Origin of the sequence: Actinomadura physcomitrii (genome assembly GCF_008923205.2) — a bacterium.
Lineage (GTDB): Bacteria > Actinomycetota > Actinomycetes > Streptosporangiales > Streptosporangiaceae > Spirillospora > Spirillospora physcomitrii.
In genome coordinates this window covers 52,942-73,404 of record NZ_WBMS02000022.1, presented here as the reverse complement: position 1 = coordinate 73,404, position 20,463 = coordinate 52,942, and the positions used below count along the sequence as shown (strand labels likewise).

At 74.4% G+C, this 20,463-nt stretch carries 16 protein-coding genes; 9 read left to right on the top strand and 7 right to left on the bottom strand.

Annotated features, from left to right (window positions below):
* Nucleotides 1-233: 233 nt before the first annotated feature.
* Nucleotides 234-1,100 (bottom strand): nuclease-related domain-containing protein, encoded by an 867-nt coding sequence (locus F8568_RS26180; protein ID WP_236009158.1) that lies wholly within the window; start codon nucleotides 1,098-1,100, stop codon nucleotides 234-236.
* Between the two features lie 197 nt (nucleotides 1,101-1,297).
* Between F8568_RS26180 and F8568_RS26175 the strand changes: the two genes are divergently transcribed.
* Complete coding sequence (locus F8568_RS26175; RefSeq protein WP_151596348.1) at nucleotides 1,298-2,722, top strand: amidase; 1,425 nt, start codon at nucleotides 1,298-1,300, stop codon at nucleotides 2,720-2,722.
* Between the two features lie 51 nt (nucleotides 2,723-2,773).
* Complete coding sequence (gene malQ / locus F8568_RS26170) at nucleotides 2,774-4,903, top strand: 4-alpha-glucanotransferase (protein ID WP_151596347.1); 2,130 nt, start codon at nucleotides 2,774-2,776, stop codon at nucleotides 4,901-4,903.
* Here malQ and F8568_RS26165 read toward each other — a convergent pair.
* Together F8568_RS26165 and pepN are read right to left on the bottom strand one after the other, a co-directional pair.
* Complete coding sequence (locus F8568_RS26165; protein ID WP_151596346.1) at nucleotides 4,884-5,882, bottom strand: hypothetical protein; 999 nt, start codon at nucleotides 5,880-5,882, stop codon at nucleotides 4,884-4,886. The genes malQ and F8568_RS26165 overlap by 20 nt on opposite strands.
* A gap of 79 nt (nucleotides 5,883-5,961) precedes the next feature.
* Nucleotides 5,962-8,535, bottom strand: a complete 2,574-nt coding sequence (pepN, locus tag F8568_RS26160; RefSeq protein ID WP_151596345.1) for an aminopeptidase N — start codon at nucleotides 8,533-8,535, stop codon at nucleotides 5,962-5,964.
* A 173-nt stretch (nucleotides 8,536-8,708) separates the two neighbouring features.
* Here pepN and F8568_RS26155 point away from each other — a divergent pair, with 173 nt between their 5' ends.
* The 4 genes from F8568_RS26155 (at nucleotide 8,709) to F8568_RS26145 (ending at nucleotide 12,255) form a co-directional block, all read left to right on the top strand.
* Nucleotides 8,709-9,323: a mycothiol-dependent nitroreductase Rv2466c family protein gene (locus tag F8568_RS26155; RefSeq protein WP_151596344.1), complete on the top strand. Its 615-nt coding sequence runs from the start codon at nucleotides 8,709-8,711 to the stop codon at nucleotides 9,321-9,323.
* 227 nt (nucleotides 9,324-9,550) lie between these two features.
* A complete protein-coding gene (locus F8568_RS26150) occupies nucleotides 9,551-10,498 on the top strand; it encodes an ATP-binding protein (RefSeq protein ID WP_328601014.1) in 948 nt (315 codons plus the stop codon).
* A gap of 45 nt (nucleotides 10,499-10,543) precedes the next feature.
* Nucleotides 10,544-11,695 (top strand): hypothetical protein, encoded by a 1,152-nt coding sequence (locus F8568_RS47040; protein ID WP_151596342.1) that lies wholly within the window; start codon nucleotides 10,544-10,546, stop codon nucleotides 11,693-11,695.
* An 83-nt stretch (nucleotides 11,696-11,778) separates the two neighbouring features.
* On the top strand, nucleotides 11,779-12,255 hold the full coding sequence (locus F8568_RS26145; RefSeq protein ID WP_151596341.1) for a ribose-5-phosphate isomerase: 477 nt from the start codon (nucleotides 11,779-11,781) through the stop codon (nucleotides 12,253-12,255).
* 39 nt (nucleotides 12,256-12,294) lie between these two features.
* Here F8568_RS26145 and F8568_RS26140 read toward each other — a convergent pair whose 3' ends face one another.
* The gene (locus F8568_RS26140; protein WP_151596340.1) at nucleotides 12,295-12,522 is read right to left on the bottom strand and encodes a hypothetical protein; all 228 of its coding nucleotides are present in this window, start codon (nucleotides 12,520-12,522) and stop codon (nucleotides 12,295-12,297) included.
* 140 nt (nucleotides 12,523-12,662) lie between these two features.
* On the opposite strand from F8568_RS26140, the gene F8568_RS26135 reads away from it, so the two are divergent.
* Nucleotides 12,663-13,781, top strand: a complete 1,119-nt coding sequence (locus F8568_RS26135; protein WP_151596339.1) for a PP2C family protein-serine/threonine phosphatase — start codon at nucleotides 12,663-12,665, stop codon at nucleotides 13,779-13,781.
* Nucleotides 13,782-13,823: 42 nt separating this feature from the next.
* Here F8568_RS26135 and F8568_RS26130 read toward each other — a convergent pair whose 3' ends face one another.
* Complete coding sequence (locus tag F8568_RS26130; RefSeq protein ID WP_160573763.1) at nucleotides 13,824-15,104, bottom strand: serine/threonine-protein kinase; 1,281 nt, start codon at nucleotides 15,102-15,104, stop codon at nucleotides 13,824-13,826.
* A 407-nt stretch (nucleotides 15,105-15,511) separates the two neighbouring features.
* Here F8568_RS26130 and F8568_RS48605 point away from each other — a divergent pair, with 407 nt between their 5' ends.
* A complete protein-coding gene (locus F8568_RS48605; protein ID WP_151596337.1) occupies nucleotides 15,512-16,879 on the top strand; it encodes a sensor histidine kinase in 1,368 nt (455 codons plus the stop codon).
* Between the two features lie 51 nt (nucleotides 16,880-16,930).
* On the opposite strand, the gene F8568_RS26120 is transcribed toward F8568_RS48605, so the two are convergent.
* Nucleotides 16,931-18,355 (bottom strand): amidase, encoded by a 1,425-nt coding sequence (locus tag F8568_RS26120; protein ID WP_207750429.1) that lies wholly within the window; start codon nucleotides 18,353-18,355, stop codon nucleotides 16,931-16,933.
* Between the two features lie 122 nt (nucleotides 18,356-18,477).
* Between F8568_RS26120 and F8568_RS26115 the strand changes: the two genes are divergently transcribed.
* Complete coding sequence (locus F8568_RS26115; RefSeq protein ID WP_151596335.1) at nucleotides 18,478-19,950, top strand: carboxyl transferase domain-containing protein; 1,473 nt, start codon at nucleotides 18,478-18,480, stop codon at nucleotides 19,948-19,950.
* A 29-nt stretch (nucleotides 19,951-19,979) separates the two neighbouring features.
* On the opposite strand, the gene F8568_RS26110 is transcribed toward F8568_RS26115, so the two are convergent.
* On the bottom strand, nucleotides 19,980-20,267 hold the full coding sequence (locus F8568_RS26110) for a hypothetical protein (protein WP_151596334.1): 288 nt from the start codon (nucleotides 20,265-20,267) through the stop codon (nucleotides 19,980-19,982).
* Nucleotides 20,268-20,463: the final 196 nt, after the last annotated feature.

Genomic DNA, 20,463 nt, shown 5'->3' with positions numbered 1-20,463 from the left:
CGCTGCCGCCGGCTCAGCGGAGGTCGCGCGCGGGCCGGCCTGTGCAACTCGATGCTACAAGGTCGGGGCCGGGGCATGGAAAAGCCGGGCCCGCGAGGGGCCCGGTGGCTCGGCGTCGAGCGTGCGGGCGGCCCGGGGACAGGGCCGCCCCGGGTGCCGGTTCCCGCGCCGTTGCGGGGTCCGGTGCCGCGGCGGGTCCGGCGCCGTGCGGGAGCATCGGCGCCGCCGCGTGATCAGCCGTACTTGGGCGGCAGTGCCTTCTCCGCCGCCTGGAAGATCTGCTGGACGTCGGTGTCGGTGAGGATCTTGGGACGGCGGCGCAGGTACGAGCGGGCCCGGTTGCCCGCGTACACGTCCACGTCCCTGACCCGCATGACCTTCCACGGGATGGACGGCCCGTAGATGGCCACCGAGGGCTGCACGGGCACCTCGAACCCGACCTGCCCGCCGATGATCCTGCTGGCCTGGTCGGCCTCCCAGCGCGCCTCGTCCAGCCGGTCCTTCTTGTTGAAGGGGCCGTGGAAGAGCTTGCGGTGGGACAGGGTGCGCACGGGGAGGCGCTTGTCCCACTTCTCGGAGTCGATGGCGTAGACGCCGCTCGGCCCGATCACCAGGTGGTCGATCCGCCCGTCGCTGACGCCCTCGTCGTCGCGCGGGACGGCGCGGGCGTGCAGGACGAGGTAGCCGTTGCGCTGCAGCGACCTCAGCTGCTTCTCGGTGCGCCGTTCGGCGGCCGAGGACTTCTGCCAGGCCGGGATGCTGGAGTCCCGGCGGGACCGGCGCACGACGTCCGCGATGACCACCAGGACCGCCGCGGTGATGCCGAGGCGGCCGCCGAACACCGCGGTCGCGACGACGAGCACCACGAGCGCGACGCCGATCCGCCATGCCCACACGCGGACCCGGGGGCCGGTGAGCATCGCGGTGATGGTCCGGTCGGCGGGCGGACGCTCGTCCGGCTGCTGCTCCGGCTCCTGCATGAGGGGCTGCTCCTGCGCCTCGGTCCGCTGGTCGGGGCCGTCCCCGGGCTGGCCGCGCGCCTGCTGTGTGTTGCCCCGCTCCGTGATCGCCATAAGTGACGCTCCGTATTCCTCTCCCATCGGGGGCATGATCCTCCGTGCGCAGAGTAATCATCATGCGGGACGGCGACTAGTCATGCAGGGTTAATAGTTTTGTCGCCGCACGTGAGTGATTGACTTCCGTGCAGGGGTGGGTATGTGAATCATCTACGCCCTCTTCTCGTAGAGAGTCTCCGCCTCTTTGATGCCCGCGCGCGAGCGGTCTAGCGTTCCGGTTCGTGACACATCTCCATGACCTCGGGGCTAGGGAGGCGGCTGACGCCGTCCGTTCGGGGCGGCTGTCCCCGGTCGAGCTGACCGACCACTATCTGGACCGCATCGAACGGCTGAACCCGCAGGTGGGTGCCTATGTGACGGTGACGGCCGAGGCGGCGCGCGAGCGGGCGGCGCGGGCCGAGAAGGCGGTGCTGGACGCGGCCGATCCGGCGGACCTGCCGCCGCTGCACGGGGTGCCGGTTCCAGTCAAGGACCTGAACATGGTGGACGGTGTGCGGCTGACTTTTGGTTCCTCCGTTTTTACCGATATGACCGGTTTCACGGATGACAACGTCGTGCGGCTGCTGCGCGAGGCCGGAACGATCATGCCCGGCAAGACCGCCGTGCCGGAGTTCGGGCTCCCGTGCTACACCGAGGGCGGTGTAGCGCCGCCCGCCCGCACCCCGTGGGACCTCGCCAGGTCGGCGGGCGGGTCCAGCGGCGGCGCCGCCGCGGCCGTCGCGTCCGGGCTCGCCCCCGCCGCGCAGGGCAGCGACGGCGGCGGCTCCATCCGCATCCCGAGCAGCGTCTGCGGGCTGTTCGGGATCAAGCCGACCCGCGGCCGGATCTCCCAGGGGCCGGTCGTCCCCGACCTGTTCGGCCTGTCCGCGAACGGGCCGATCGCCCGGAGCGTCGAGGACGCCGCCCTGCTCCTGGACGCCATGGCCGCGCCGATGCCCGGCGACCTGTACGCCGCCCCGCCCGTCGAGGGCACGTTCCTGTCGTACGCCGGCCGCGCGCCGGGACGGCTCCGGATCGCCCGCAGCCGTCAGCCGGCCGTCCCCGGCGCCGAGGTGCATCCCGACTGCGTCGCCGCCTACGAGGAGGCGTCCGCGCTGCTGGAGGAGCTCGGGCACGAGGTCGTCGAGCTGCCACCGGTGTTCGGGCCCGAGATGGTCCCGCACTTCGAGCTGCTCTGGGGCGTCATGGCCACGATGACGCCCGTCCCGGACGGGAGCGAGCACCTGCTCCAGCCGCTGACGCGCTGGCTCCGCGAGCGCGGGAACGCCACGACCGCGCCGCAGCTGTTCCGCGCGCACGCCGCCCTGCAGGGCGCGCTGCGCGCCGCGTTCCCGGTCATGAACGGGTTCGACGCGATCCTGCATCCGACCCTGGCACAGCCGCCCGTCCCCGTCGGCCACTTCCACGACCAGGAGCCCGAGGAGAACTTCCGCCGGCAGACGCTGTTCACGCCGTTCTGCGCGGCCTACAACATCTCCGGGCAGCCGGCCGTCAACGTGCCGCTGCACTGGACCGCCGAAGGGCTGCCGATCGGCGTCATGCTCGCGGGGCGGCTCGGCGGCGAGGGGACGCTGATCTCGCTGTCCGCGCAGCTGGAGGAGGCGCGGCCCTGGGCCCGCCGCAAGCCGCCGATCTGGGACGCGTGAGCCCGTCCCGGCCCGCGCTTGGCGGGGCGCCGCCGGGGCATGGGTGCAGGCGTGGCTGACGACGAACTGATCAGGCTGGCCGGGCACCACCGGGTCGCGACGCGGTACACCGACTGGCGGGGGCGTCCGGCGGACGTCCCGCCCGGCACCCTGGTCGCCGTCCTCGGCGCGCTCGGCGTGGACGCCTCGTCCCCGGCCGCCGTCCGCGCCGAGCTGGAGCGCCACCGGGAGCGCGCGCGGACGCTGCCGCCGACGGTCGTCGTCCGCCGCGACGCGGGCGAGGGACGCACCGCCGGCCGGATCCTCGAACGGCTGCGCCGGAGCCTGCGGCCCACCGGCGACCTGGACGCATGGATCGAGCCCGGTGAACCCGACGTCCTGGCGGAGCCGTCCGCCGAGCGGGCCCGGGGCGGGCCCGTTCCTCTGGACGGCGTCGAAGGCGACGTCCCGCTCGGATGGCAACGCCTCAAGGTGCGGCAGGGAGGCCGTGAAGAGAGCGCGGCGCTGCTCGTGGCGCCCGCCTCGCTGCCGCGACCGCCGCGGATGTGGGGGCTGACCGTCCAGCTGTACGCGCTGCGCTCGCGCGGCTCGTGGGGGATCGGCGACCTGCACGACCTCGCCGGCCTCGCGGCCTGGGCGGGCCGCGACCTCGGCGCCGGCTTCGTCGTCGCGAACCCGCTGCACGCGGCCGAGCCGATGCCGCCCGTCAGCCCGTCGCCGTACTCGCCGATGAGCCGCCGCTTCCCCGCCCCGATCTACCTGCGGATCGAGGACATGCCGGAGTACGCGGCGCTTCCTCCCGAGGGCAGGGAACGGTTCGCGGCCATGGCGGCGCGGCTGCGCGCGCTCGGCGGGCCGCTCGACCGGAACGCCGTGTGGACGGCGAAGCTCGAGGCGCTCGAAGCGATGTACCGGTCGTCGCCCGGCATCCGCCGCGATCCGGCCTTCGCGGCCTTCCGCAGCCGGCACGGCGCCGCGCTGCGGGACTTCACCACCTGGTGCGCGATCAGCGAGGAGCGGGGGACGACCGACTGGCGGCGATGGCCGCCCGCCCTCAAGGACGCGCACGGCCGCGCCGTCATGGACGAGCCCCGCCACCACGCGCGCGCCGAGTTCCACGCGTGGCTGCAATGGCGCCTCGACCAGCAGCTCGCCGGCGCGCAGAAGGCCGCCCGCGACGCCGGGATGCCCGCCGGTATCGTCCACGACCTGGCGGTCGGGGTGGCGCAGGGCAGCGCCGACGCCTGGATCTACCGGGACGAGCTCGCGTCCGGCATGAGCGTCGGCGCGCCCCCGGACGAGTTCAACCAGCGCGGCCAGGACTGGGGGCAGCCGCCGTGGCGGCCGACCACGCTCGCCGCGGACGCCTACGTCCCGTACCGGGAGATGCTGGCGGCGGCGCTGCGGCACGGCGGCGGGCTCCGCCTCGACCACGCGATGCAGGTGTCCCGGCTGTGGTGGATTCCCGAGGGCGCCTCGCCCGCCGACGGGACGTACGTCGGCTACGACCGGGACGCGATGCTCGGCTGCCTGGTGTGGGAGGCCCACCGGGCGGGCGCCCTCGTCGTCGGCGAGGATCTCGGCACGGTGGAGCCGGAGGTCCGCGACGACCTCGCCGACCGGGGCGTCCTCGGCACGTCGCTGCTCTGGTTCGAGCGCGACGCGGAGGGCCGCCCGAAGCCGGCGGCGCGGTGGCGGGAGCTGTCGCTGGCCACCGTCGGCACCCACGACATGCCGCCGATCACCGGGTTCCTGCACGGCGACCACATCGCGCTGCGCGACCGCCTCGGGCTGCTCACCCGTCCCCTCGCCGAGGAGACCGCCGAGCACCGGGAGCAGCTCGCCGCCTGGCTCGGCGTGCTCCACGCCGAAGGACTGCTGACCGATCCGCCCGGCGAGGTGCTGCGGGCGCTCGACGACGGCTCGGACGCCCACGACCGGCAGGTCGTCGCCGCGCTCCACGCCTTCCTCGGGCGCACGCCCGCGCGCCTCATCGGCGTCTCGCTCGCCGACGCGGTCGGCGAGCGCCGCACCCAGAACCAGCCCGGCACCGTCGACGAGTACCCGAACTGGCGCGTCCCGCTCGCCGACGCGCGGGGGCGGCCCGTCGTGCTGGACGACCTCGTCGAGGACCCGGAGGTCCGCGCCGTGCTGGAGCGGGTCAGCCGAGCGTCGTCGTGATCCGCAAGGTGACGTCGTGCAGGAGCGTGTCCGGCACGATCGGCGCCGCCGCGATCGCGGAGAACAGCCCCGGCAGCCCCGGCAGCGGGTAGCCGTCGGAGTCCGCGCCCTCCAGCGCCGCCTTCCCGAGCGGATGGTGGGACAGCGACCTGCGGGCGCGCGCCCAGGCCGTCTCGACCTCCTCGGGGGAGGGGACGCCGAAGCCGTGCCCGACCGGCGCGGCGTGCCGCAGCTTCACCAGCGCGCCGTCGGTGAACTCGGCCGCGAGCCTGCAGCGGTCGGTGAGGTCTTCGCGGACCGGGTCGTCGAGCCGCGTCATCACGGTGCACGGCGTGCGGCAGCGGGCCGCGCAGTCGCCGAGAGCGGACGCGACCTGGCTGTGCTGGCGGTCCAGGTAGGCGCGCCAGCCGGGCGGCGGCTCCTTGGCGACCCGGAGCGTCCGCTCGCACGCCGACCGCTCCGGGCGGGTGTGGTCGCACTCGCGCGGCGAGCCCGGCTCGATCGGGACGCCGAACCGGCTGCCGTCCCCGTTCACCGACGCGCCGATCAGCGCCGGGTCCCCGGCGTGCCCGAGGACCGGCTCCCACGCCAGCAGCGGCAGGTACTCGCTGGCGATGTGCACGGCGGCGACCAGCGCTGCCATGTCGCGCCGGTGCCAGCGGATCGCGATGACCTCCAGCAGCAGCGCGTACGCGGGCCGCAGGCTCGCCAGCGCGCCGCGCGGCCGCTCCTTGGGCGCCTGCGGCATCCGGCTCGCGCGGGCCCGGTCGAGCAGGTCGCGGGGGACCTCGCCGGCCGCCTCCGGCATCCCGAAGTCCTCGGCGTCCAGGTCCAGGACCCGCTGCCCGAACGCGCACAGCGGCCGGGCGGCCTTCGCCCGCGTGTCCGGGACGAGCGCCCCGCCGGCGATCAGCGCCTCCAGATCCCCGAACGCGTACCGCCGTGCCAGCGCCGTCAGCACGTCCCGCGCCGTCTCCACGCCACCAACCCCTCTCCGCGGACCCCCGTGACCCTGCAACGATCGCATGGTCACGGGGGTTGCGACAGGGGCGGCGGCCTCACCCCGCGGCGGCGTCCTTCGCACGCGCGCGCAGCGCGCGCGCCACGCCGTCACGGCCCTCCGACAGCAGCCGGGCGAGCGCCGCGGGCGGCTTCTGCTCGGCCATGTAGGACTCGGTCCGGTCGATCGTGGACTGCTCGATCACCAGGAAGGGGTAGGCGACCTCGGCGAACGTCTGGGACATGTCGCTGGTCCACTCCTTCCACACCCGGCCGACCTCGGCGAAGTACTTGTCCACGTACGGGACGAGCAACTCGGCCTGGTCGGGCTCGACGAACCCGCCGAGCGTCGCGCGGTAGACCGCGTTCGGCAGCGTCCCGCCGATGATCCGGTCCCATGCGGCGGCCTTGGCCTCGGCGGTCGGGATCGCGGCCTTGCAGCCCGCGGCGTGCCGCTCGCCCGCCGCCGTCCGGTCCCGCTCATGCTCGGCGTCGATCTCGTCCTCGCCGGCCTTGCCGGTGACGACGAGGCGGCGCAGCAGCGCCCACCGCAGGTCGGTGTCGACCGTCAGCCCGTCGAGCGACTGCGAGCCGTCCAGCAGGGCCCGGACGTACGCCAGGTGCTCCTCGCTGACCGCCGACGCCGCGAACGCCTGCGTGTACGCCAGCTGCAGGTCCGAGCCGGGCGCGGCCTCCCGGGCCAGCTCGAACAGCGTGCCGGCGAGCAGCGCCAGGCCCTCCTTGCGCCAGGACGGGTCGGCGTACTGCTGCACGGCCGTCCGCGCCTGCCGCAGCAGCGTCTGCGTGACCGAGATGTCGGTGACGCCGCGGATGCCCTTCGCGACGAGCCGGACGTAGTCGCGCGTCGCCATCTCCGCGTCGCGCGTCATGTCCCACGCCGCCGACCAGCACAGCGCCCGCGGCAGGCTCTCCTTGATGTCGCCGATGTGCTCGACTAGCGTCTTCAGCGAGTGCTCGTCGAGCCGCACCTTGGCGTAGGTGAGGTCGTCGTCGTTCACCAGCACCAGGTCGGGACGCTTCTGCCCGACGAGCTGCGGCACCTCCGTCCGCGCGCCGACCACGTCCAGCTCGACCCGCTCGCGCCGGACGAGCCCGTCGCCCGTCCGGTCGTACAGGCCGATCGCCAGGCGGTGCGAGCGCAGCGTCGGGTAGTCGGCCTTGGCCTCCTGCAGCACGGCGAACGAGGAGAAGTTCCCGTCGGCGTCGACCTCGTACTCGGGACGCATCGTGTTGACGCCCGCGGTCTCCAGCCACTCCTTCGACCAGGACGCCAGGTCGCGGCCGGACGTCTCCTCCAGCGCGTCCAGCAGGTCGGTGAGGACGGTGTTGCCCCACGCGTGCCGGTCGAAGTACCGCCGCACGCCCTCCAGGAAGTTCTCGCGGCCGACATAGGCCACCAGCTGCTTCAGGACGGACGCGCCCTTGGCGTAGGTGATCCCGTCGAAGTTCACCTCGACGGCCCGGATGTCGGGGATGTCGGCGGAGATCGGGTGCGTGGACGGCAGCTGGTCCTGCCGGTACGCCCACGCCTTCTCCAGGTTCGCGAACGTCGTCCACGAGCCCGTCCACTTGGTGGCCTCGGACTGGCACAGCACGCTCATGTAGGTCGCGAACGACTCGTTCAGCCACAGGTCGTCCCACCAGCGCATGGTGACCAGGTCGCCGAACCACATGTGCGCCATCTCGTGCAGGATCGTCTCGGCGCGCCGCTCGTAGGAGGCGTCGGTGACCCGCGACCGGAAGACGTAGTCCTCCAGGAACGTGACGGCGCCGGCGTTCTCCATCGCGCCCGCGTTGAACTCCGGCACGAACAGCTGGTCGTACTTGCCGAACGGGTACGGCCGGCCGAACACCTTCTCGAAGTAGGCGAAGCCCTGCCGGGTGACGTCGACGATGGCGTCGGCGTCGAGGTGCTCGGCGAGCGACGCCCGGCAGAACACGCCGAGCGGGATGACGGTGCCGTCGTCGCGGCGGTACTCGTCGCGGACCGCGTGGTACGGCCCGGCGATGAGCGCGGTGATGTAGGTGGAGATCTGCGGGGTGGGCAGGAAGCGCCACGTCCCGCCCTCGACGCTCTCGGGGGTCTCGTTCGTGACGACCTGCCAGTCCTGCGGCGCCTTCACCGCCAGCTCGAAGGTCGCCTTGAGGTCGGGCTGGTCGAAGCACGTGTACATCCGGTGCGCGTCGGCCGTCTCGAACTGCGTGTAGAGGTAGACGCTCCCGTCCACCGGGTCGACGAACCGGTGGAGGCCCTCGCCGGAGCGGGAGTAGGCGCAGTCCGCCACGACGCGCAGCTCGTTGTGCGCGGCCAGGGAGGGCAGCGGGAGGCGGCCCTTCTCCCCGTCGTAGGACGCGGGGTCCAGCTCCTCGCCGTTCAGCGTCGCCTCGCGGACGACGGCGCCGTGCAGGTCGACGAAGGACGACGCGCCCGGCTCGGCGCAGCCGAAGCGGATCGCGGTGGTCGAGCCGAACCGCTCCGTGTTCTCGCCGACCCCCTGAAGGGCGCCCGCCCCCGACCTCCCGGTGGTGAGGTCCAGCTCGACCGCGTACGACTCGACGGTGAGCAGCCGGGCCCGTTCCCGCGCCTCGTCGCGCGTGAGGTTGCCTGCCACATGTACTCCTTGGTCGGCTCATTTCTCTGCTGCCCCCATGTCTACCAACCGGCCGGGCAGGAGGTCCGCACGCCACGGCCTTTACCGCGCCCGCGTGCGGGAATCACGGGGGCCGGGACCGGGTTGTCGGTGGTTGAGTTTTCATCAATGACGTTCGAGCCGTAGGAGGCGACGTGCCGCAGGACGCTCCCACACCCGTGGACTTCTGGTTCGACCCGCTGTGCCCATGGGCGTGGATCACTTCGCGCTGGATCCTGGAAGTGGAGAAGCAGCGCCCGATCGAGGTGCGCTGGCACGTGATGAGCCTGGCCGTCCTCAATGAGGACAAGGACGTGCCGGAGGAGTACCGCAAGGGCCTCGCCGAGGCGTGGGGGCCGGTGCGCGTGTGCATCGCCGCCGAGCAGAAGTACGGCTCGGAGGTGCTCGGCCGGCTCTACACGGAACTGGGGACGCGTCGCCACCACGAGAAGCAGAAGTTCACCCGCGAGTACTTCGAGTCCGCGCTGACCGCCGCGGGCCTGGACCCGGCGCTCGCCGACGCCGCAGGCTCCACCGCCTACGACGAGGCGGTGCGCGCGTCCCACAAGGACGGCATCGACCGGGTCGGCCAGGAGGTCGGCACCCCGGTGATCGAGGTCGAGGGCAGCGCGTTCTTCGGCCCGGTCGTGTCGCCGATCCCGCGCGGCGAGGCCGCCGTGAAGCTGTGGGACGGCGTGGTCGCGGTCGCGGGCACGCCGGGCTTCTTCGAGCTGAAGCGCACGCGTACCAGCGAACCGATCTTCGATTGATTCGGTGCCCGCAGTCGTCCGGATGGCGTTGTCGCGGTGGCGTCGACCGACGGCGGACCACCCCCACGTGCATGGGGAGCAGGGCGACTGCGGGTGATCTGATGATAACCGTGCGCACTATTGTGCGTGCGGCTTCGGCCGTTCCGGTTGCCTCGCCGGTGCCCCTCCGCCAGACTCGGTGCTCCGAGAAAATGGCAACGGTTTTCATACCCGAAACGGGGGCATTCGTGAAGGTTGCGTTCGTCGGCAAGGGCGGCAGCGGCAAGACCACCCTCTCGTCGCTGTTCGTCCGGCACCTCGCGCTGCGCGGGCTGCCGGTGGTCGCCATCGACGCCGACATCAACCAGCACCTCGGCGCGGCGCTCGGCATGGACGACGACCAGGCCGCCAAGATCCCGGCCATGGGCGCCCACCTGACCGAGATCAAGGAGTACCTGCGCGGCGACAACCCGCGCATCGGCTCCGCGTCCACCATGGTCAAGACGACCCCGGCGGGCACCGGGTCGCGGCTGCTGCGGCTGCGCGGCGACGACCCGGTGCACGCCCTCGGGCAGGAGGTCGGCGGCGTGACGCTGCTGGTCACCGGCCCGTTCGAGGACGACGACCTCGGTGTCGCCTGCTACCACTCCAAGACCGGCGCGGTCGAGCTCTACCTCAACCACCTGCTGGACGGCCCCGGCGAGTACGTCGTCGTCGACATGACCGCCGGCGCCGACACGTTCGCGTCCGGGCTGTTCACCCGGTTCGACCTGATGTTCCTGGTCGCCGAGCCGACCCGCAAGGGCGTCGGCGTCTACCGCCAGTACGTCGAGTACGCCCGCGACTACGACGTCGCGATCCGCGTCGTCGGCAACAAGGTGCAGTCCGAGGACGACGTCGACTACCTGCGCGAGCACGTCGGCGACGACCTGCTCGTCTGGCTCGGGCAGTCCGCCGCCGTCCGCGCGATGGAGCAGGGCCGGTCCGGCGCGGTGCTGGAGGACGGCAACGAGGCCGCGCTCGGCCGGATGCTCGCCGAGGTCGACGCCCAGGCCAAGGACTGGGACGCGTTCCAGCGGCAGGCCGTCGAGTTCCACCTCAAGAACGCGCGCCGCTGGGCGAACCGCGCGACCGGCGAGGACCTCGCCGCGCAGGTCGACCCCGACTTCCGGTTCCCCGTCGCCTACGCCGGGTGACATCGGGCCTACCGGCGGCCCCCGATCCGCACTACCCTGCCCGCCATGACGACGCGGCGGATGTTCATGATGTCGGGCGGATCGCTGGTGCCCCTCCTGGTGCTGGCCCTGCTCGTCGGCAACCAATGGGTCGTCGACGCCATCGACAAGAGCGGCTTCAAGCTCGATGAGGGCCTCGGTCCGCTGGTGCGGCACCTGTTCTTCGTCGCCTGGCGCTTCACTCCGCCGCGCGGGCTGGACTGGCGCTTCGTCGTGTCGGACGACCTCACCACGCTGGTGCTGTTCGCCGTGGTCGCGCTGCTCGTGCTGGCCGCGGCCCGCACGGTCGATCCCCAGCGCGGCCCGCTCAGCGCGCTGATCACCGGATGGTGGGCCGCGGTCGTCGCGGGCGGCGTCGCCGGAGGCCTGTCCGGGCTGCTGCTGAAGTGGGCGGTCAGGTACCCCGGCGGGTCGGTGAGCCGCAACTTCTTCGAGTCGCTTGAGGCGGGCGCGGCCTCCGGCCTGCTGTACGGGTGGCTCGCGGGGCTCGGCGCGCTCGCGGGATTCCTGCTCAGCCGTCCGCGCGGGCAGGCCGCCCCGCGGCCGGCCGGGCAGTACGCGCCGCAGCAGCCCTACGGCGCGCCGCAGTCGTTCGCCCCGCAGCAGGGCGCGCCGATGCAGCAGCCGTACGCTCCGCAGCCGTACCCGTCGCAGCAGCCCTACGGGCAGCAGCCGGGCGTCCCGCCGCAGGGCGTGCAGCCGGGCCTGCCGCCCGGAGCGCCGCAGCCGCCGCTTCCGGCGGGGAACGACCAGCCGGGACTGCCGCCGCAGCATCCGGCGGCCGTCCCGTACGTCCCGCCGGCGCGGCCGGCGCAGTCGCCCGGCTGGGAGGGCATGCCCGTCCCGCCGCAGGCCGGTGCCGCTGCGCCGCCGTCCGTCCCGCCGGCCCAGTCCCCGGCTCCGGCACCGGAGGCCGCCGCGGAGGCCGCCGGGGCCCCGTCCGAGCCGGAGGCGGCCGGGGTATCGGACGGCGACGAGCCGGAAGCGCACGCGCCCGGAGACTCCGGGCCGCAGGACGCCGTCCCCGCGGGCACGGCGCCGGAGAGCGCGGCGCACGACGAGGACGACGACGAGGAGGACGACCTCGCCGACCGGACGATGGTCGACCGCAAGCCCGACCTGCCCCGCGACCCGGACCCGATGCCCCCGCCCCAGTGACCGTGCGCGCGGGCGTGCGCCTGTGAGAAGGGCCTCCTGACCCCGGCGCGCGCCAGGGGCGCGGGCCTGCGAGAATCGGGCCCATGCGCGTGTTTCTGGGAACCGACCATGCTGGCTTCGAACTGAAGGAGCACCTGGTCTCCTGGCTGAAGGCCAACGGGCACGAGCCCGTCGACTGCGGCGCGTTCGCCTACGACGCGGTGGACGACTACCCGCCGTTCGTGCTGCGCGCGGCTCGGCGCACGGCGGCGGAGCCCGGCACGCTCGGCATCGTGATCGGCGGCTCCGGCAACGGCGAGGCGATCGCGGCCAACAAGGTGAAGGGCGTGCGGGCCGCGCTGGTCTGGAACGAGGACACCGCGACGCTCGCCCGCGAGCACAACGACGCGAATGTGATCAGCCTGGGCGCGCGGCAGCACGACGCCGCCGCCGCGACCCGGTTCGTCGAGCTGTTCCTGACCACGCCGTACTCCGGCGAGGAGCGGCACACCCGCCGGATCGCCATGCTCGGCGACTACGAGCGCACGGGCGAGCTGCCGCCGCTGCCCGGCGAGGGCTGACCTCCTCGAACACGCGTTCCCCGCCCTGCGGGGCGGGGCCTACAGTTCGTTCTCCGGGGCCTTGCGGGCGCCGCCGCGCTTGCCGAGGCGGCGCCGCTCGTTCTTCGCCGCCCGGGACCGCTTGGCCGACTCCGTGCGCGGGGCCTCGCCGCGTTCGCCGGGCCCGCCGCCCGGCGCGGGCGCGTCGGCGCCGTCGGGCCATGGGCGCGAGACGTCCCGCGCCCGCATCGCCGCGGTCACGGTGATGCGCATTCCCGGCTGCCCCATATGCCGCCTCCCTCGCGTTCCCGAAATTCCGCCTCGGATCTGGTCTTACCCACAGGGAACGGAGCTGGATCGTTGCAACACGTCACCGGTGGCCCGGATGCCCGCACGCCGTCGCGAATGCTCGATACAGTGCCCGGGACATGCTTCAACGACTGGTCCAGCTGCTCCCGCCGCGGGTCCGCGCCTTCCTGCGCCGGATCCCGCCGCTGGTCGCCCTTTACCGGGCCATGCGGCAGGGGAAGCTGACCAGGGAGCGGTACGTCTTCGCGGTGCTCGCCGTGGCGGCGATCGCCATCGGCATCGCGACGGCGGACGACACCCGCGGCCTCGCCCCGTCGGGCGCGCTGGTGCTCATCGTGCTGGGCGGCGGGCTGCTGCTGAAGGTCCGCAGCCTCGTCGCGCTGCTGTGCGTCGTGGTCGCGATGGTGTCTTACGACGCCTGGAGCGACGTCGCGGCGATCGGTCCCGGCATCGTCGCGACGCTGACGATCACCGCGGTGCTCGCGCTGACCCTCGCCCGCACCCGCCAGCAGCTCGGCGTGCAGGGGCTGCGCGGCGACTCGATGCTGCTGGAGCTGCGCGACCGGCTGCGCCGGCAGGGCGAGATGCCCGAGCTGCCGGACGGCTGGGCGTCGCAGGTCGTCATGCTGCAGGCGGGCGGCTCGTCCTTCGGCGGGGACTTCGTGGTCTCCTCGCTGGCAGGCGACACGCTGGAGGTCGCGCTGGTCGACGTGTCGGGGAAGGGCACCGACGCCGGCACCCGGGCGCTGATGCTGTCGGGTGCGTTCGGGGGATTGCTTGGATCGCTCCAACCCGACCGGTTCCTGCCCGCCTGCAACGTCTATCTCCAGAAGCAGCGCTGGGACGAGGGCTTCGTCACCGCGGTGCACGTCGTCGTCGACCTCAAGACCGGCGAGTACACCGTCGGCTCGGCCGGGCACCCGCCCGCCGTGCAGTTCGACGCGGGCAGCGGCGCGTGGCAGGTCAGCCCGGCCAAGGGCGTCGTCCTCGGCGTCGTGCCCGACCTGCACTGCGTCCCCGAGCGCGGGACGCTGCGGCCCGGCGACGCGCTGATGCTCTACACCGACGGCCTCGTCGAGTCCCCCGGCAGCGACCTCGACGCGGGCATCGACCGGCTGCTCGGGGAGGCGGAACGGCTCGTCCCCCAGGGGTTCGGGACGGGCGCCCGCGAGCTGGTGGAGAGGATGGCGGCCGCCCGCGACGACGACTGCGCCCTCGTCCTCATCTGGCGCACGTAGACCCGCGGCGCACGCGGCCCGGGCCGGGCCCGCGCGGGCGGGTCAGTGCGGCCTGCCCTTGCCCTTCCCCTTCCCCTTCGCATGTTTCGCCTTGTGCTTCGGGGCCGGCTTCGGCGCGTGCGTCCGCGACGGCGTCCGCTTGGCCGGCCGGGGAGCGGTCGCCCGCGTCTTCTTCGTCGCGTGGGCGGACGTCGCCGGCGTCACCGGCGTCGAGGCGTGCCCGTGCGCGTCGCCCTTGCCCTGCGTCAGCCCGAGGATGACCGCGCCGATCAGGACGGTCCCCGCGGCGGCACCCGCGGCGGCGAGCAGCCGGGTGCGGTTGATGGACAGCGTGCTCGCGATGCCGATCGGGTTGAACGCCCGCGTCTCGGCGGACGCGCCGTCCCCCTCGGCGAGCGGACGCGGCGGTGTCCCCGGCGGCCTCACCCCTGACGGCGTCCCGCCCGGCGGGGACGGCGGCACCACGGCGGCGGGCGCCCCGTCCGGCGGGGCCGCCGGCCACTCGCCCGCCTGCGGCTGCTCCACCAGCGCCAGCAGCAGGTCGGAGGCGCTCGGCCGGTCCGCCGGGTCGTGCGACAGCGCGGACCGGACGGCCGGCAGCAGCGGCTCCGGCAGCCCGGACAGGTCCGGCGCGGCGTCGGTGACCCGCAGCGCCGCCGGGTCGCCGCCGAACGGCATCCGCCCGGTGCCGGCGTGCGCGACCAGGCAGCCCCACGCGAAGATGTCGGCGGCCGGGGTCGCCGGGCCGCCGCGCAGCACCTCCGGCGCCATCCAGCCGGGGGTGCCGAGCACCTTCCCGGTCGCCGCGGTGACGCCGCCGGAGTCCTGGCTGCGCGCGATCCCGAAGTCGATGACGCGGCAGCCGGACAGCGTCAGCATCACGTTGGCGGGCTTGAGATCGCGGTGCACCAGCCCCGCGGCATGGATCGCCGCCAGCGCCGAGGCGACGCCGACCGCCACCCCGTGCAGGTCGGCGGGCGGCAGCGGCCCGCCCGAGCTGAGCCGCTGGTGCAGCGAGATCCCGCCGACGTAGTCGGTGACGAGGTAGGGCCGGCCGTCGTCCTCACCGTGCGCGAGGACCCGCGCGGTGCAGAACGAGGCGACCCGGCTCGCCAGGTCCGCCTCGTCCCTGAACCGGCGACGGTACGACTCGTCCCCGGCGAGGTGCGGATGGATGGTCTTCACCGCGACGCGCCCGCCGGACACCGGGTCGGTGCCGAGATACACGGTGCCCATGCCGCCCGAGCCGAGCCGGCCCAGCAGCGTGTGCCCGCCGACCGTGCGCGGGTCCGCGGGCTCGAGCGGCCGAATGTCTCCGTCCATGGCGGTGTTCCCGACTCCCTTGCGTCTCCTGCGTCCATCCATCCCCGTTCATCGGGAGATTATGGCGCGTTCCCCCAGGAAGAACTGGAAACGTGATCGTCACGTCGATGTAGCGTCCAGTCCACAGGGGGCGGGCAGAGTGGGACTCGTTCGACAGCGAGCCCGATCCCGTCGGAAATCCTCCTCGGCGCGCGGGCGGCGGGCGAGCTGGCGGCACCGAAGGCGATGCCCGCGCGGGCGGCACCCCAGGGGTGGGAGGCGCCGTCCGTGCGGGCATCGGCCACTCGCGAAGCGCGAGGTTTCACCGGGCGACGGCCCGGTAACAACCAGTTCTGCGCACTCCTCCCGGGCGCTGGGACGCGGCGAAGCGCCGGCGTCCGCGTGACGGGGAGGGGGAGAGCGCGGGGGTGCGGGTTCCCTGGAAGAGGCTGTCGCCCTCCCGCTGGTCGATGCGGGTCCGGGTGACCGCGACCGCGACCCTGATGGTCAGCGTCGTCCTGGTGGTCGGCACGGTCGTGTTCTACACGCTCGTCCAGCGCACCGTGTACGGCGGGCTGCACCGGCGCGGCGACCTGGTCATCGGCAACCTCGCCGCGTTCGTCCGCGAGACCGACCCGCACGGCCCGCTGCGCCCCGAGGACCCCGACTTCACGATCCTGCAGGTGGTGGACGACCGGGGGAACGTGCTCGCCTACAGCGACGCGCTGCGCGGCCGGGGGCCGATGGAGGCGCCGCGTCCGCGGGTCGCGGGCCGCCCCGAGGACCACGTGATCCACGTGAACGGCCTCGACGTCGACATCTACCTGGTCGGGGAGCGCGTCCGGACCTCGTCCGGGTTCCGGACCGTCTACGCGGGGGCGCCGCTCACCGAGCTGACGCGCAACAAGGACGCGTTCATCGGCCTGCTCGTCGGGGGCTCCGTCACCAGCACCGCGCTGGTCGCGTGGATCGTGGCGGGCGCGGTGCGGCGGGCGCTGCGGCCGGTGCGGGAGATGAGCGACGAGCTGGCGGACATCACCGGCGGCGAGCCGGGCCGGGTCACGGTCCCGGAGGCGGCCGACGAGGTGGCGGAGCTGGCGCAGTCGGTGAACCTGACGCTGCACCGGCTGGAGGCCGTCATGGAGCGGCAGCGCGGGTTCGTCGGGGACGTCTCGCACGAGTTGCGCAGCCCGCTGACCGGGCTGCGGACGCAGCTGGAGCTGGCGCTGCAGGACCCGGAGGGCGAGGACTGGCCGGCGGTCGCGCGGGCGGCGCTCGCGGACGCCGACCGGCTCCAGGGCATCGTCACCGACCTGCTGGTCCTGGCCAGGCTCGGCGCGGGCGTGCCCGTCGAGCGGCAGCGGGTCGACTTCGGCGCGCTGGTGCGGACGGAGGTGTCGCGGCGGCACCTGCGGGTCGCGGTGGAAATGGACGTGGCGGAGGGCGTCGCGGTGCAGGCGACGCCGGAGCAGCTGGTCAGGCTGCTGACGAACCTGCTGGACAACGCCGAGCGGCACGCCCGGTCGCGGATCTGGGTGGCGGTGGCGCGGGACGGCCCGGACGCGGTGCTGGAGGTGCGCGACGACGGGTCGGGCGTCCCGCCCGAGGACCGGGAGCGGATCTTCTGGCGGTTCCAGCGGCTGGCCGAGGGACGGCGCCGCGACGAGGCCGGCACCGGCCTCGGCCTGACCATCTCCCGCAACATCGCCCGCGCGCACGACGGGACGCTGGTGGTCGCCGAGGGCGACGGCGGCGGCGCGCGGTTCGTCCTGCGCATCCCGGCCGAGGACGATTAGGCGCGCCGCCGGGCCGCGCCGCCGGGCCGGTGCGGGTGCGGTGCGGGTGCCTCAGGCGAGCGGGGGGCGGCGCCGCGCGTACCCGGTGGCCTGCTCGAACGCGTGCCCGATCCGCAGGACGGCGAGGTCGGCGCGGTGCGGGCCGACGATCTGCAGCCCGACGGGCAGCCCGCCGGGGGCGAACCCGGCGGGCACCGACAGCGCGGGCGACCCGGTCGCCGACACCAGGAAGCACGACCGCATCCACTCCAGGTAGTCGGGCATGGCGTGCCCGGCGACCTCCTCCGGGTACTCCAGGTCCGCGTCGAACGGCGGCACCTGGCTGACCGGCACGAGCAGCGCGTCGTAGCGCTCGAAGAACTCCCGGACGCGGTGGAACAGCGCGGTGTGCAGCACCTCGGCGCGCCCGACGTCGGCGGCGGTGAGGGTGCGGCCCTCCTCGATGTTGCGGGCGAGGGACACCTTGAAGTCGGCGCGGCGCTCGTCCAGCAGCGGGCGGAGGACGGTGTCCCAGTGCCAGGCGCGCAGCGTGCGGAACACCTCGTCGGCGCCGGACAGGTCGGGGCAGGCCTCCTCGACGGCGCAGCCGAGGCCGGTGAAGACCTTCACGGCCGGTTCGAGGACGGCGGTGACGGCCGGGTCGACCGGCACCGCGCCGCCGAAGTCGGGCGACCACGCCAGCCGCACGCCCGCCATGTCGCGTTCCAGGGGGACGTCGAACGCGGAGCCGGGCGTCTCCAGCGCGATCGGGCTGCGCGGGTCCGGGCCGGCGAGCACCGACAGCAGCAGCGCCGCGTCCGCGACCGACCGGGCCATCGGCCCCTGCACGCTCATCGTCGACCAGCCCGCCGCGACCGGCCACGACGGTACCCGGCCCGGCGACGGCCGGAACCCGACGACGTTGCAGAACGACGCGGGATTGCGCAGCGAGCCGCCCATGTCGCTGCCGTCGGCGAGCGGATGCATCCCGCACGCCAGCGCCGCCGCCGCGCCGCCGCTGCTGCCGCCCGCCGACCGCGACGGGTCGTAGGGGTTGCGGGTCAGCCCGAATACCGGGTTGAAGGTGTGCGACCCGGCCGCGAACTCCGGCACGTTCGTCTTGCCGATCGTGATGGCGCCGGCCGCCCGCATCCGCTCGACCACCAGCTCGTCGGTGTCCGGGACGTGGTCGGCGAAGATCGGCGACCCGGACGTGGTGCGGATCCCGGCGGTGGCGTGGGTGTCCTTGTGCGCGACGGGCAGCCCGTGCAGCGGCCCGGTCTCCGCACCGGAGGCGAGCCGCTCGTCGGCGGCCCGCGCCTCGTCCGCCGCCCGTTCCGCGGCGAGCGTGACGATCGCGTTGACGTGCGGGTTCGCCCGTTCGATCTGGTCGAGGTGGGCCTGCAGGACCTCCCGCGCGGACAGGTCGCGGTCGCGGAGGCGGCGGGCGATGTCGCGGGCGGAGGAGAAGCAGATCTCGTCGGCTTCGGAGGGCAACGGCGTTTCCCTTCCCTGAGCGGTGTGCGCTCCCAGTGTCCACCCCGGGTGACCGCCCGGCCGCGCTCGCGGTCCATGATTCTGGGAGAGCGGTCGCCATCGCGGAAGGGCGGGCAGGTGCGGTGACGGAACGGGTCGGCGCTCACGAGCTGCTGCGGCGCGTGCTGGACGCGGGCGGCTGGACGTCCTGGGACGTCCCGCCCGCCGGGGAGCCGGCCCCCGGCACCGCCTACGGGGACGACCTCGCCGCGGCCCGCGAGCGCGCCGGCACCGACGAGGCGGTCGTCACCGGGGAGGGGCGGCTGCGCGGCCGGCGGGTCGCGTTCGTCGTGTCGGAGTTCCGGTTCCTGGCCGGGTCGATCGGGGCGGCCACCGCGGACCGGATCGTCGCGGCCGTCGAGCGCGCCACCGCCGAGCGCCTGCCGCTGCTGGCCGCGCCGTCCTCCGGCGGGACGCGGATGCAGGAGGGGACCGCCGCGTTCGTCCAGATGGCGCGGATCACCGCGGCCGTGACGGCGCACCGCGCCGCCGGGCTGCCGTACCTGGTCTACCTGCGGCATCCGACGACGGGCGGGGTGTTCGCGTCGTGGGGGTCGCTGGGGCACGTGACGGCCGCCGAGCCCGGCGCGCTGATCGGGTTCCTGGGGCCCCGCGTCTACGAGGGCCTGCACGGGGAGCCGTTCCCGCCCGGCGTCCAGGTCGCCGAGAACCTGGCGGCCAAGGGGCTCGTGGACGCGGTCGTGGGCCTGGACGACCTGGCGGACGTCGCGTCGCGGGCCCTGTCCGTGCTGTGCGCGCGCCCGCCCCGGGGCGGCGGGCCGGCGCCGCGCGGCGCGCCCGCGGACGACGGCGCGTGGGAGTCGATCGAACGGTCCCGCCGGCCGGACCGTCCCGGCGTGCGGGAGCTGCTCCGGTACGGCGCGGCGGACGTCACGCCGCTGTCGGGGACCGGGCAGGGCGAGGCCGGGCGGGGGCTGACGCTCGCGCTGGCGAGGTTCGGCGCCGCGCCGTGCGTGCTCGTCGGGCAGGACCGGCACGGCCAGCGCGCCGGGCACCCGCTCGGCCCGGCCGGGCTGCGGGTGGCGCGGCGCGGGATGCGGCTCGCCGCCGAACTCGGGCTCCCGCTCGTCACCGTGGTGGACACGCCGGGCGCGGTGCTGTCGGCCGAGGCGGAGGAGGGCGGCCTCGCCGGGGAGATCGCCCGCTGCCTCGCCGACCTGATGACGCTCGCGGCGCCGACGCTGTGCCTGCTGATGGGCGAGGGGACGGGCGGCGCCGCGCTGGCGCTGCTGCCCGCCGACCGGGTGCTCGCGGCCCGGCACGGCTGGCTGGCGCCGCTGCCGCCCGAGGGCGCCTCGGTGATCGTGCACCGGACGCCGGCGCGGGCCGCCGAGATGGCCGCGTCCCAGCGCGTCCGGTCGGCCGACCTGCTGCGGGACGGCCTCGTGGACGCCGTGGTGGACGAGCGGCCCGACGCCGCGGACGAGCCGGAGGAGTTCTGCCGGCGCGCCGCCGCGGCGATCGAGCGGGAGCTGTCCGGGCTGACCGCGGGCACCGCCGCGTCCCGGCAGGCCCGGTACCGGCCGTCCCGCTGACGCACCGCGCGGCCACCGCCCGGCGGGACTCAGTCGCGCGGATCCCGGCCGGTGTGCGGTGCCTCGTCCTCGTCGGGATCGTCGTCCATGTCGTGAAAAGCGCCGGCCGGGGCGCGGCGGCGGTGCCACGGGCGGGTGCGCGGCAGGTGCCGGGTGCCGCGGCGGCGGCGCGGGACGGTCGAGGCCAGGAGCGCGGCGAGCGCGGCCACGGCGGCGAGCGCCACGAGGCTCCACGCGACGAGCCTTTGGGCCTTGCGGTTCGGTGCGGAGACCAGGTCCGGGACGGGCGGGCGGCCTCGCTCGGTGTTGTCCGGCATGTCGATCGCTTTCCTGTCCTGAGGGATCTCCTGACGCCCTCTTTGGCAACAGCATGTCATGAGACGACCACGCTGCGCATCGGTGTGAACCCGTACAGCGCCCGACGTGCGGAGGGTCACACGGCCGGTTCGGGAGTGTCGCGGGTCCGGTTGAGCAGGGGGCTGATCCCGTCTTGATCCTTTCCCGCGTGTTATG

Excerpts from the sequence above, each read along its gene's own strand:
- F8568_RS26180 (WP_236009158.1), bottom strand. The coding sequence starts at position 1,100 with ATGGGAGAGGAATACGGAGCGTCACTTATGGCGATCACGGAGCGGGGC.
- F8568_RS47040 (WP_151596342.1), top strand. The coding sequence starts at position 10,544 with ATGACGACGCGGCGGATGTTCATGATGTCGGGCGGATCGCTGGTGCCC.
- F8568_RS26145 (WP_151596341.1), top strand. The coding sequence starts at position 11,779 with ATGCGCGTGTTTCTGGGAACCGACCATGCTGGCTTCGAACTGAAGGAG.
- F8568_RS26140 (WP_151596340.1), bottom strand. The coding sequence starts at position 12,522 with ATGGGGCAGCCGGGAATGCGCATCACCGTGACCGCGGCGATGCGGGCG.
- F8568_RS26135 (WP_151596339.1), top strand. The coding sequence starts at position 12,663 with ATGCTTCAACGACTGGTCCAGCTGCTCCCGCCGCGGGTCCGCGCCTTC.
- F8568_RS26130 (WP_160573763.1), bottom strand. The coding sequence starts at position 15,104 with ATGGACGGAGACATTCGGCCGCTCGAGCCCGCGGACCCGCGCACGGTC.
- F8568_RS26110 (WP_151596334.1), bottom strand. The coding sequence starts at position 20,267 with ATGCCGGACAACACCGAGCGAGGCCGCCCGCCCGTCCCGGACCTGGTC.